Here is a 12,830-nt window from a genome sequence, read left to right as displayed (position 1 = left end):
GGCATACAGATAAGAGGAACGGTTTGAACATAGACACTCGCGAAATCACCCTGGAGCCAGCAGACAATGCGCGTCTGTTGAGCCTGTGCGGCCCGTTTGATGACAACATCAAGCAACTCGAACGCCGTCTCGGCATCGAGATCAATCGCCGCGATAACCACTTTAAACTGACCGGCCGTCCGATTTGCGTCACCGCTGCGGCAGACATTCTGCGTAGCCTGTATGTCGATACTGCCCCGATGCGCGGTCAGATTCAGGATATCGAACCGGAACAGATCCACCTTGCGATTAAAGAAGCGCGGGTACTGGAGCAAAGCGCGGAGAGCGTGCCGGAGTACGGCAAAGCGGTCAATATCAAAACCAAACGCGGCGTAATTAAGCCGCGCACGCCAAACCAGGCGCAGTACATCGCCAATATTCTCGACCATGACATTACCTTCGGCGTTGGCCCGGCGGGTACGGGTAAAACCTACCTGGCAGTGGCTGCGGCAGTTGATGCCCTGGAGCGTCAGGAAATTCGCCGTATTCTGCTGACTCGTCCGGCAGTAGAAGCCGGTGAGAAGCTGGGCTTCCTGCCTGGCGATTTAAGTCAGAAAGTGGACCCGTATCTGCGTCCGCTGTACGACGCGCTGTTCGAAATGCTTGGCTTTGAGAAAGTCGAGAAGCTGATTGAGCGCAACGTTATTGAAGTCGCACCGCTGGCCTATATGCGTGGTCGTACGCTGAACGACGCATTTATCATTCTCGATGAGAGCCAGAACACTACCATCGAACAGATGAAGATGTTCCTGACCCGTATCGGTTTTAACTCAAAAGCGGTTATCACCGGCGACGTCACACAGATCGACCTGCCGCGTAATACTAAATCAGGTTTGCGTCATGCCATCGAAGTGCTGGCCGATGTCGAAGAGATCAGCTTTAACTTCTTCCACAGCGAAGACGTGGTTCGTCACCCGGTGGTGGCGCGTATCGTTAACGCCTATGAAGCCTGGGAAGAAGCCGAACAAAAACGAAAAGCGGCGCTGGCGGCAGAACGCAAGCGCGAAGAACAGGAACAAAAATGAGTCAGGTGATCCTCGATTTACAACTGGCATGTGAAGATAATTCCGGGTTGCCGGAAGAGAGCCAGTTTCAAACATGGCTGAATGCGGTGATCCCGCAGTTTCAGGAAGAATCGGAAGTGACTATTCGCCTGGTCGATACCGCCGAAAGCCACAGTCTGAATCTGACCTATCGCGGTAAGGATAAGCCGACCAACGTGCTCTCCTTCCCGTTTGAAGTGCCGCCTGGCATGGAGATGTCGCTACTGGGCGATCTGGTTATCTGCCGTCAGGTGGTTGAGAAGGAAGCACAGGAGCAAGGCAAACCACTGGAGGCGCACTGGGCGCATATGGTGGTGCACGGCAGTCTGCATTTGTTAGGTTACGATCACATCGAAGATGACGAAGCAGAAGAGATGGAAGCCCTCGAAACAGAGATTATGCTTGCTCTGGGCTATGAGGATCCGTACATTGCCGAGAAAGAGTAATTTGCCAGGCATTTGACTGGCAAACGTCCCCGCCGTTGGCGATTAACGACGGCGTTTTGATTAACTAACATGAGAACCCATACGACGCCATGAGCGACGACAATTCACACAGTAGTGACACGATAAGCAACAAGAAGGGATTTTTCTCCCTGTTACTCAGCCAACTTTTCCACGGTGAACCGAAAAACCGTGACGAACTGCTGGCGCTGATCCGTGATTCCGGGCAGAACGACCTTATCGACGAAGATACGCGCGATATGCTCGAAGGGGTAATGGACATCGCAGACCAACGCGTTCGCGACATCATGATCCCCCGCTCCCAGATGATTACCCTGAAACGCAACCAGACGCTGGACGAATGCCTTGATGTCATCATCGAGTCCGCCCACTCACGTTTCCCGGTGATTAGCGAAGACAAAGATCACATTGAAGGGATTCTGATGGCGAAAGACTTGCTGCCGTTTATGCGTAGCGATGCTGAAGCCTTCAGCATGGACAAAGTGTTACGTCAGGCGGTTGTCGTTCCTGAAAGTAAGCGCGTAGACCGGATGCTGAAAGAGTTTCGCTCTCAGCGTTACCACATGGCGATCGTCATTGACGAATTCGGTGGTGTTTCCGGTCTGGTGACCATTGAAGACATCCTGGAACTGATTGTTGGTGAGATTGAAGACGAGTATGACGAAGAAGATGATATCGACTTCCGTCAGCTGAGTCGTCATACCTGGACCGTGCGCGCGCTGGCTTCTATTGAAGATTTCAACGAAGCGTTCGGCACCCACTTCAGCGATGAAGAGGTCGACACTATCGGTGGTCTGGTGATGCAGGCGTTTGGACATCTCCCGGCGCGTGGCGAAACCATCGACATCGACGGTTACCAGTTCAAAGTGGCGATGGCCGATAGTCGGCGTATTATTCAGGTTCATGTCAAAATCCCGGATGACTCACCCCAGCCGAAGCTGGATGAATAAAACCGAAACTGGATAGATAACTACATGGCTTTTGCCTCATTAATTGAACGCCAGCGCATTCGCCTGCTGCTGGCGTTATTATTCGGTGCCTGCGGAACGCTGGCCTTCTCTCCTTACGATGTCTGGCCTGCGGCGATTATTTCGCTGATGGGGCTTCAGGCGCTGACTTTTAACCGCCGTCCACTCCAGTCTGCCGCTATTGGCTTTTGCTGGGGATTTGGTCTCTTTGGTAGCGGTATTAACTGGGTCTATGTCAGCATCGCGACCTTTGGTGGAATGCCTGGCCCGGTTAACATCTTCCTGGTGGTGCTGCTGGCGGCGTATTTGTCGCTGTATACCGGACTATTTGCTGGCGTGCTGTCGCGTCTGTGGCCAAAAACAACCTGGCTGCGCGTGGCGATTGCCGCCCCTGCTCTCTGGCAAGTGACCGAGTTTCTGCGCGGTTGGGTGCTGACCGGCTTCCCGTGGTTACAGTTCGGCTATAGCCAGATTGACGGCCCGGTAAAAGGACTGGCACCGATAATGGGCGTGGAAGCCATTAACTTCCTGCTGATGATGGTTAGCGGTCTGCTGGCACTGGCGTTGTTCAAACGCAACTGGCGTCCGCTGGTAGTGGCCGTCGTGCTGTTTGCCCTTCCCTTCCCGCTGCGTTACATCCAGTGGTTTACCCCGCAACCGGAGAAAACCATTCAGGTTTCGATGGTTCAGGGCGATATTCCGCAATCGCTGAAATGGGATGAAAGCCAGCTTCTTAATACGCTGAAAATTTATTACAACGCGACGGCGCCGCTGATGGGCAAATCTTCACTGATTATCTGGCCGGAGTCGGCGATAACCGATCTGGAAATTAATCAGCAACCGTTCCTCAAAGCACTGGACAGTGAGTTGCGCGATAAAGGTAGTTCGCTGGTAACCGGGATTGTCGACGCGCGCCTCAATAAGCAGAACCGCTACGATACCTACAACACCATCATTACGCTGGGTAAAGGTGCGCCGTACAGCTACGAATCAGCCGATCGCTATAACAAAAACCATCTGGTGCCGTTTGGCGAGTTTGTCCCGCTGGAATCGATTCTGCGTCCGTTAGCACCGTTCTTTGATCTGCCGATGTCGTCGTTCAGCCGTGGGCCATATATCCAGCCGCCGCTGTCGGTAAATGGTATTGAGCTTACTGCGGCTATTTGCTACGAGATCATTCTCGGCGAGCAGGTGCGCGATAACTTCCGCCCGGATACCGACTATCTGCTGACCATCTCAAACGATGCGTGGTTTGGTAAGTCTATTGGTCCGTGGCAGCACTTCCAGATGGCGCGAATGCGTGCGCTGGAGCTGGCGCGCCCGCTGCTGCGTAGCACCAACAACGGCATTACGGCGGTAATTGGTCCGCAAGGTGAGATTCAGGCGATGATCCCGCAATTCACCCGCGAGGTGTTGACCACTCACGTGACGCCAACCACCGGACTCACACCGTACGCACGTACCGGCAACTGGCCGCTGTGGGTACTGACAGCACTGTTTGGTTTTGCCGCTGTGCTGATGAGTCTGCGTCAACGACGTAAATAATCCCTTCTTATCGTGCCGGAATACATCCCGTATTTCGGCACATTCACCGGATGCAGCGTCAATGCGTTATCCGGATGACAAAATACGTCCCTCCAACTTTGGCACATCTATTGCTTTGTTATACAAGGCAAACCTTGAACCGGCGTCAGTACAACCCGGTTGCACCACAGCAATCCACGGGCAGCACCAAAAGAGTGCATTTTAAGAATTTTGCTTCGGAATGGTGCGGTACATCTCGCAAAAACAAACAATAAAACAGCAATATCTTTACATTTAGCCAAACTAAATGTTACCTAACAAGCACAACACTGCACAATAAAGTTGCAGATGATAACAACACAAACACTCACAACGGGTATCCATGCGTTTTTAACGCAGGAGATAAAGGAGTTGGATATGCAATTACGTAAACCTGCCACAGCAATCCTGGCCCTGGCGCTTTCTGCAGGACTGGCACAGGCAGAAGACGCTGCCCCGGCAGCGGGCAGTACGCTGGACAAAATCGCCAAAAACGGCGTGATTGTCGTCGGTCACCGTGAATCTTCAGTACCTTTCTCTTATTACGACAATCAGCAAAAAGTGGTGGGTTACTCACAGGATTACTCCAACGCCATCGTTGAAGCAGTGAAAAAGAAACTCAACAAACCGGACTTACAGGTGAAACTAATTCCGATCACCTCACAAAATCGTATTCCGCTGCTGCAAAACGGCACTTTCGATTTTGAATGCGGTTCAACCACCAACAACCTCGAACGCCAGAAACAGGCGGCTTTCTCTGACACCATTTTCGTGGTCGGTACGCGCCTGCTGACCAAAAAAGGCGGCGATGTTAAAGATTTTGCCGATCTGAAAGATAAAGCCGTAGTCGTCACTTCCGGCACCACCTCTGAAGTTTTGCTCAACAAACTGAATGAAGAGCAAAAAATGAATATGCGCATCATCAGCGCCAAAGATCACGGTGACTCTTTCCGCACCCTGGAAAGCGGTCGTGCCGTTGCCTTTATGATGGACGATGCCCTGCTGGCCGGTGAACGTGCGAAAGCGAAGAAACCAGACAACTGGGAAATCGTCGGCAAACCGCAGTCTCAGGAAGCTTACGGCTGCATGTTGCGTAAAGACGATCCGCAGTTCAAAAAGCTGATGGATGACACTATCGCTCAGGTGCAGACCTCCGGTGAAGCGGAAAAATGGTTTGATAAGTGGTTCAAAAATCCAATTCCGCCGAAAAACCTGAACATGAATTTCGAACTGTCAGACGAAATGAAAGCTCTGTTCAAAGAACCGAATGACAAGGCACTGAACTAATTACAAGAACCAGGGGCGGAAATTCCAGCCCTCTCGATTGTTACGTAGCACGGACAGACTATACGCCTGATGGTCGTTCCCCATCGGGCCTGAAAACCGCAATACGCTGGGTAACAATCTTCGAGGGTAGCAGTTAACGCTGCTACCCTCTTTTTTCTGGAGTAGATTTATGTCTATAGACTGGAACTGGGGTATTTTTTTACAACAAGCCCCGTTCGGCAACACCACCTATCTCGGCTGGATCTGGAGCGGCTTTCAGGTGACGATCGCTCTGTCGATCTGCGCCTGGATTATCGCTTTCCTCGTCGGCTCGTTATTCGGCATTTTGCGTACCGTTCCTAACCGTTTTCTCTCCGGTCTGGGTACGTTGTATGTCGAACTGTTCCGCAACGTGCCACTGATTGTGCAGTTCTTTACCTGGTATCTGGTGATCCCGGAGCTACTGCCGGAGAAAATTGGCATGTGGTTTAAGGCGGAGCTGGATCCTAATATTCAGTTTTTCCTCTCCTCCATGCTTTGCCTGGGGCTGTTTACCGCCGCCCGTGTTTGCGAACAGGTACGCGCCGCGATCCAGTCGTTACCGCGTGGGCAAAAAAATGCCGCGCTGGCAATGGGTCTGACGCTACCGCAGGCTTACCGCTACGTACTACTGCCTAACGCTTATCGCGTTATCGTCCCGCCGATGACGTCCGAGATGATGAACCTGGTGAAAAACTCCGCCATCGCCTCGACCATCGGGCTGGTGGATATGGCGGCGCAGGCCGGTAAATTGCTCGATTACTCCGCTCACGCCTGGGAATCGTTCACTGCTATTACGCTGGCGTATGTGTTGATTAACGCGGTTATCATGCTGGTGATGACACTGGTTGAACGTAAAGTTCGCCTGCCCGGCAACATGGGAGGCAAGTAATGTACGAGTTTGACTGGAGTTCAATCGTTCCTTCCCTGCCGTATCTGCTGGATGGGCTGGTGATCACCCTGAAAATCACTGTCACGGCAGTCGTGATTGGTATTTTGTGGGGCACCATGCTGGCAGTGATGCGCCTGTCCAGCTTTGCGCCGATTGCCTGGTTTGCCAAAGCCTACGTTAACGTATTCCGCTCAATTCCTTTAGTCATGGTTTTGCTATGGTTTTACCTGATTGTGCCGGGTTTTCTGCAAAACGTGCTGGGGTTATCGCCCAAAACCGATATCCGCTTAATTTCGGCGATGGTGGCGTTTTCGATGTTTGAAGCGGCCTACTATTCAGAGATTATCCGTGCCGGTATTCAAAGTATTTCCCGTGGTCAGTCGAGCGCCGCGCTGGCGTTGGGGATGACTCACTGGCAGTCGATGAAACTGATTATTCTGCCGCAGGCGTTTCGTGCAATGGTGCCGCTGCTGCTCACTCAGGGCATCGTTCTGTTCCAGGATACCTCGCTGGTGTATGTGTTATCTCTGGCCGATTTCTTCCGTACCGCCTCAACCATTGGTGAGCGTGATGGTACGCAGGTCGAGATGATCCTGTTTGCCGGATTTGTTTATTTCGTTATTAGCCTTAGCGCATCGTTGTTGGTCAGCTACTTGAAAAGAAGGACAGCATAATGATTACCCTGAAAAATGTTTCAAAATGGTATGGTCACTTTCAGGTGCTGACCGACTGCTCAACCGAAGTGAAAAAAGGTGAAGTAGTGGTGGTTTGCGGCCCGTCTGGTTCCGGTAAATCAACGCTGATAAAAACCGTCAACGGCCTCGAACCGGTGCAGCAAGGCGAAATCACCGTTGATGGCATCGTGGTTAACGATAAGAAAACCGATCTGGCAAAGCTGCGTTCCCGCGTCGGAATGGTGTTCCAGCACTTCGAGCTGTTCCCCCATCTGTCGATTATCGAAAACCTGACGCTGGCGCAGGTGAAAGTACTTAAACGCGATAAAGCGCCGGCTCGTGAAAAAGCACTGAAACTGCTGGAGCGAGTCGGGCTTTCTGCTCACGCCAATAAGTTTCCGGCGCAGCTTTCCGGTGGTCAGCAGCAGCGTGTGGCAATCGCTCGCGCGTTATGTATGGACCCCATCGCCATGCTGTTCGACGAACCGACATCGGCGCTCGATCCGGAGATGATCAACGAAGTGCTGGACGTGATGGTGGAACTGGCGAACGAGGGGATGACCATGATGGTGGTGACCCACGAAATGGGCTTTGCCCGCAAAGTGGCGAATCGGGTGATCTTTATGGATGAAGGTAAAATTGTCGAAGATTCGCCGAAAGACGCTTTCTTTGATGATCCGAAATCGGACCGTGCAAAAGACTTCCTCGCGAAAATACTGCATTAATCACTCTGGCGCGCATAGCCAAGTGCGCGCCATCTCACGCTTTATCATTTCGCCTCTCGTATCTGTTACATCCTGGCGTTACCCTTGTCGCAAAGAAGCACACAACAAGGAGCAACAATGGCACTGCCAATTCTGTTAGATTGCGACCCAGGTCATGATGACGCTATCGCAATAGTTCTCGCCCTCGCCTCACCAGAGCTTGATGTCAAAGCGATTACTTCTTCCGCCGGAAACCAGACACCAGAAAAAACATTACGTAATGTTCTGCGTATGCTGACCCTGCTTAATCGCACCGATATTCCGGTGGCAGGCGGCGCGGTGAAACCGTTAATGCGTGAGTTGATTATCGCAGACAACGTGCACGGCGAAAGTGGACTGGACGGCCCGGCATTACCGGAACCCGCATTCGCACCGCAAAACTGCACGGCGGTGGAGCTGATGGCGAAAACGCTGCGTGAAAGTGTGGACCCCGTCACCATTGTTTCTACCGGGCCGCAAACTAACGTCGCCTTGCTGCTCAATAGCCATCCGGAACTGCATAGCAAAATTGCCCGTATCGTGATTATGGGCGGCGCAATGGGGCTTGGTAACTGGACGCCTGCGGCTGAATTTAATATTTACGTTGACCCGGAAGCGGCAGAAATTGTCTTCCAGTCTGGAATTCCTGTGGTAATGGCAGGTCTGGATGTCACTCACAAAGCGCAAATTCACGTTGAGGACACCGAGCGTTTCCGCGCGATTGGCAACCCGATTTCAACCATCGTCGCCGAACTGCTGGATTTCTTCCTCGAATATCATAAAGATGAAAAATGGGGATTTGTTGGCGCACCGCTGCATGACCCATGCACCATCGCCTGGCTGCTGAAACCTGAACTGTTCACCACCGTTGAACGCTGGGTTGGCGTCGAAACGCAAGGGAAATATACCCAGGGCATGACAGTTGTTGATTATTACTATCTGACCGGCAATAAACCGAATGCCACCGTCATGGTCGATGTTGATCGTCAGGGCTTTGTTGATTTACTGGCAGATCGTCTGAAATTTTACGCTTAATACACGTCATTGATTAAGATCACCATGTAAAAATGTGGTGGTCTTACTCTGACGCTCTCTTTTTCCTTCAAGATATAAATGCAATGGATAATGCAGAACTCGCCATTGGTATCGATCTCGGTACTACCAATAGTTTAATTGCCGTCTGGAAAGACGGTGCCGCGCAATTAATTCCAAATAAATTCGGTGAATATTTAACACCATCTATAATTAGCATGGATGAAAATAATCATATTCTGGTCGGAAAACCGGCTGTATCACGGCGTACTTCACATCCTGATAAAACCGCTGCGTTATTTAAACGTGCAATGGGCAGTAATACCAACTGGCGCTTAGGCAATGGCACATTTAACGCGCCGGAATTGTCTTCTTTGGTATTACGTTCATTAAAAGAAGATGCCGAAGAATTTCTGCAACGCACAATTAAAGATGTGGTGATCTCCGTTCCGGCTTATTTCAGTGATGAACAACGCAAACATACCCGTTTAGCAGCAGAGTTGGCAGGGTTAAATGCGGTACGCTTAATTAATGAACCCACGGCAGCCGCGATGGCTTATGGCCTGCATACGCAGCAAAACACCCGCTCGCTGGTTTTTGATCTCGGTGGCGGCACGTTTGACGTCACGGTGCTCGAATACGCCACGCCGGTGATTGAAGTTCACGCCTCCGCTGGCGACAACGTTCTTGGTGGCGAAGATTTTACTCATATGCTGGTGGATAAAGTTTTAAAACGCGCCACAGTGGCTAAAAACATGCTCAACGAAAGTGAACTGGCAGCCCTGTACACCAGCGTGGAAGCGGCAAAATGTGGCAATCAATTACCGCTGCAAATTAGCTGGCAGTATCAGGAAGAAACGCGTGAGTGCGAATTTTACGAGAACGAACTGGAAGATTTGTGGTTGCCGCTGCTCAACCGCTTGCGTGTGCCAATCGAACAAGCATTGCGCGATGCGCGTCTGAAACCGAGCCAAATCGACAGCCTGGTACTTGTTGGCGGCGCGTCGCAAATGCCGCTGGTACAGCGAATCGCCGTGCGTCTGTTTGGCAAATTACCGTATCAAAGTTACGACCCGAGCACCATTGTCGCGCTAGGCGCAGCAATCCAGGCCGCCTGCCGCTTACGTAGCGAAGATATTGAAGAGGTGATCCTCACTGATATTTGCCCTTACTCGTTGGGCGTTGAAGTTAACCGCCAGGGCGTTTCCGGCATTTTCTCGCCGATTATTGAACGAAACACCACTGTGCCTGTGTCGCGTGTAGAAACTTACTCGACCATGCACCCGGAACAGGATTCAATTACGGTTAACGTCTATCAGGGAGAAAACCACAAAGTTAAAAATAACATTCTGGTGGAATCCTTCGATGTGCCGTTGAAAAAAAACGGGGATTACCAGTCTATAGATATTAGATTTAGCTATGATATCAACGGCTTGCTTGAAGTTGACGTACTTCTGGAAGACGGTAGCGTTAAGTCCAGAGTCATTAACCACAGCCCGGTAACATTGAGCGCGCAGCAGATTGAAGAGAGTCGGGCGCGGTTATCCGCATTGAAAATTTATCCGCGCGATATGCTCATCAATCGCACCTTTAAAGCCAAACTGGAAGAGTTGTGGGCGCGGGCGCTGGGTGACGAGCGAGAAGATATTGGTCGGGTGATCACCGATTTTGATGCGGCGTTGCAGTCAAACGATATGGCCCGCGTCGATGAAGTTCGTCAGCGGGCGAGCGATTATCTGGCAATTGAGATCCCCTGAACACGACTGCCGGATGCGGCGTAAACGCCTTATCCCGCCTACTCGTAGGTCGGATAAGATGCGTCAGCATCGCATCCGACATTGAAGGATAAGATGCGCAGCATCGCATCTAACTAAACAACATCGCAATTTTGCCGAGTGCATAACCTATCACCAGCACCGTTAAGCTGATTTTGATAATGCTGGAAATGCTCTGTGGTTTTTCAACCTCATCATTCTTCTCTTCATGTTTTTCAGGTATTGGCTCATCGACATCTTCATCCACCGGCTCGAGTTTCACTTTCGTCAACAACATTCGGGTGATAATGGCCTCTAATGGATGAGCATCTCCGCGTTCCAGCCGCGCGTTCAGACGGGCCAGCATCTCTTGTTTCGGAAACGCTTCCAGCACAACCTGTTCCGCCACCCGATACAGATCCAGTAATGGTGAATCTTGATCTGTCTCGCTACCGACTCTCGATTTCCACCACGCCCATGCTTTGCGCTTGAAGAATAACGACTCAACAAACGATTGACCTAACGGCGATAATTTTCCGCTATGTAAAATTTCCGCCCATAACAGCCGCGTCCGGGCACTCTCACCAGGAACATATTTCAGCGGTTGACCTTGCGCATCTACCATGCTCCGCGCTTCGATAACCATCACTAATAACGCGAAATAATCCGGGCAATGACGCTTGCTCCACTGCAACAACAAATTATCAGCTTGTGTAGATGGGTAACTTTCCCAGTTCGCGCAGAGATCGGCAAGCAGGCTTTCCCCCTCGCCGCAGTACAAACGTTGTGCACACTGGTAATACCGGGCATCTTCGCTTTCTGGTTCTTCCGTTTGCCATTGTTGGGCAACAGGAATGAGTTCCGCCATACCTGTTTGCACCGAGCTGTACCAGCGCAACAGTTTGCGATGTAACTTTGCATCATCAGGAATGAACCACGGACCTTCCATCGCCAAAAACGCAGTGACATAGTCAGGATGGTAACGGCAGCAACGTTCCAGCGCGAAGTAATACTCAACAGTCTGGTTCTGCAACGCAACGGGATATTCCAGAAGGCTAAGGAAATCGAAACAATCACCAGCCTGAATGGCCTCAAGAAAAGCCTCCCGTTCTTCCTCATCCATTCCTTCGCTGTCATTAAACGAATGCCAGTTCAAACGCTCTGCCAGCAAAGAAGCACAATTTAATGAAAGATATCGCGCTTCTATAGCGATTGCACACAGCGGCCAGCGTAATTGATCCACCTCTTCCATGTTCCAGGTATTTAATTGCTGAATAAATTTCTGCCAAGCGGAGGGCTGAAAACGATCACTTTCCGAATCCAGTAATGCCCTTAATGCGCCCAGTGCTTCATGTTCAACAGCGGCGTTACTCTTTCCATCAACTGATTCTTCTACAGGATTTACCGCCAGTCGCAGCGCCTCTTCATAGGCCTGGCGTAATGCTTTAAACCCCTGCGGATCGGTTTCGGGGTGACACAACGGTAAGCGAGCAAGATAAGCCTGACGGATAATCTCTGTTTGCGTCGTGCTTTCAATTTCGAGAATTTGCCAACATGTTTTCATAGGTCGCTCACATCCTTAAGCGTTGCCGGACATTCTGGTTGGACAGTTAACGGCCGCCAGGGAAGCGTGGCATAGAAACGATCGCTTCCTGCCACCAGCTCTTCAAACATCCGGCTCCCGGCGCTATCGTATTTGTACAGGGTTAGCGCCTCGCGTAGCGAAGCGTTGTCTTCACACTGAGAGGATTGCCAGTAGAGACGTCCTAACGAATAGGCGGAAAAATAGTGCATCCAGCTGTGATAGTAATGGTGGGCTCGTACATAAACGCGCGATTGCAGCCATAAACTCTCGTCTTCCGTCAGCCACTTGTTGAGTACACCGACGCGCGATAAAAAGCCCATACGAACATAATCCCAGGCTTTGATTCCTGCTTCCCCACAACACAGGGCTGTTTCGGCAACAAATTGGGTATAAATCAACCCGCGTTCGGAGCCGCCAGAAATTAATGTTTTCCACTCATCAGGGGAAGATCGATGCCATGCCAGATATAAACCAGCTAAATTATTTGCGTGACCATCATCAGTCATCTGGTAAATAGTCTGAATTAAATCATCACGATTATTTATTCCCCAGGATGATGAGAGATCAAATTCTTTTATTCCGGTATACATTTTTGGCGAGTCATGTGCGGGCTTGCATCCCTGATTAAGAATTTCCATTGGCGTAGAAAGCGCAAATAGAAGGTGTTGTTCTTCCTTATCCATTTATTAACAATCCTTTAAGTACATTAACTGACTACTTTTTTATTAATGATGAGTATAAACTTGACGCTTTCAAAATAAAAAGAAA

The 12,830-nt window shown here is 50.7% G+C and carries 12 protein-coding genes; 10 read left to right on the top strand and 2 right to left on the bottom strand.

Annotation, left to right across the window (positions count from 1 at the left end):
• Positions 1-23: 23 nt before the first annotated feature.
• The 10 genes from C3D30_RS05640 (at position 24) to hscC (ending at position 10,480) form a co-directional block, all read left to right on the top strand.
• Positions 24-1,064 (top strand): PhoH family protein, encoded by a 1,041-nt coding sequence (locus C3D30_RS05640; RefSeq protein WP_001018040.1) that lies wholly within the window; start codon positions 24-26, stop codon positions 1,062-1,064.
• Positions 1,061-1,528 carry an rRNA maturation RNase YbeY gene (ybeY, locus tag C3D30_RS05635; RefSeq protein WP_000084457.1) on the top strand — a complete coding sequence of 156 codons (468 nt, stop codon included), beginning with the start codon at positions 1,061-1,063 and terminating at the stop codon, positions 1,526-1,528. Before C3D30_RS05640 ends, ybeY begins: the two co-directional genes overlap by 4 nt.
• Positions 1,529-1,617: 89 nt before the next feature.
• Entirely contained in the window at positions 1,618-2,496 is an 879-nt protein-coding gene (gene corC, locus C3D30_RS05630; RefSeq protein ID WP_001278605.1) for a CNNM family magnesium/cobalt transport protein CorC, read from the top strand.
• A gap of 24 nt (positions 2,497-2,520) precedes the next feature.
• A complete protein-coding gene (gene lnt, locus C3D30_RS05625) occupies positions 2,521-4,059 on the top strand; it encodes an apolipoprotein N-acyltransferase (protein ID WP_105286579.1) in 1,539 nt (512 codons plus the stop codon).
• Between the two features lie 396 nt (positions 4,060-4,455).
• Positions 4,456-5,364, top strand: a complete 909-nt coding sequence (gltI, locus tag C3D30_RS05620) for a glutamate/aspartate ABC transporter substrate-binding protein GltI (protein ID WP_016159089.1) — start codon at positions 4,456-4,458, stop codon at positions 5,362-5,364.
• Between the two features lie 169 nt (positions 5,365-5,533).
• On the top strand, positions 5,534-6,274 hold the full coding sequence (gene gltJ, locus C3D30_RS05615) for a glutamate/aspartate ABC transporter permease GltJ (RefSeq protein ID WP_000020950.1): 741 nt from the start codon (positions 5,534-5,536) through the stop codon (positions 6,272-6,274).
• On the top strand, positions 6,274-6,948 hold the full coding sequence (gltK, locus tag C3D30_RS05610; RefSeq protein WP_000272811.1) for a glutamate/aspartate ABC transporter permease GltK: 675 nt from the start codon (positions 6,274-6,276) through the stop codon (positions 6,946-6,948). The genes gltJ and gltK overlap by 1 nt, the downstream gene beginning before the upstream one ends.
• The gene (gene gltL / locus C3D30_RS05605) at positions 6,948-7,673 is read left to right on the top strand and encodes a glutamate/aspartate ABC transporter ATP-binding protein GltL (RefSeq protein ID WP_000631384.1); all 726 of its coding nucleotides are present in this window, start codon (positions 6,948-6,950) and stop codon (positions 7,671-7,673) included. Before gltK ends, gltL begins: the two co-directional genes overlap by 1 nt.
• Before the next feature lie 117 nt (positions 7,674-7,790).
• A complete protein-coding gene (gene rihA / locus C3D30_RS05600) occupies positions 7,791-8,726 on the top strand; it encodes a pyrimidine-specific ribonucleoside hydrolase RihA (protein WP_016231628.1) in 936 nt (311 codons plus the stop codon).
• An 83-nt stretch (positions 8,727-8,809) separates the two neighbouring features.
• The gene (hscC, locus tag C3D30_RS05595; RefSeq protein WP_105286578.1) at positions 8,810-10,480 is read left to right on the top strand and encodes a molecular chaperone HscC; all 1,671 of its coding nucleotides are present in this window, start codon (positions 8,810-8,812) and stop codon (positions 10,478-10,480) included.
• Positions 10,481-10,589: 109 nt separating this feature from the next.
• Here hscC and C3D30_RS05590 read toward each other — a convergent pair whose 3' ends face one another.
• Together C3D30_RS05590 and C3D30_RS05585 are read right to left on the bottom strand one after the other, a co-directional pair.
• Positions 10,590-12,041 (bottom strand): molecular chaperone DnaJ, encoded by a 1,452-nt coding sequence (locus tag C3D30_RS05590; protein ID WP_105286577.1) that lies wholly within the window; start codon positions 12,039-12,041, stop codon positions 10,590-10,592.
• Complete coding sequence (locus C3D30_RS05585; RefSeq protein WP_105286576.1) at positions 12,038-12,745, bottom strand: DUF1266 domain-containing protein; 708 nt, start codon at positions 12,743-12,745, stop codon at positions 12,038-12,040. Before C3D30_RS05585 ends, C3D30_RS05590 begins: the two co-directional genes overlap by 4 nt.
• Positions 12,746-12,830: the final 85 nt, after the last annotated feature.

Origin of the sequence: Escherichia sp. MOD1-EC5433, assembly GCF_002966005.1 — a bacterium.
GTDB lineage: Bacteria > Pseudomonadota > Gammaproteobacteria > Enterobacterales > Enterobacteriaceae > Escherichia > Escherichia ruysiae.
Note: the sequence above shows the minus strand (reverse complement) of the source record. Positions and strands in the feature narration are given on the sequence as shown.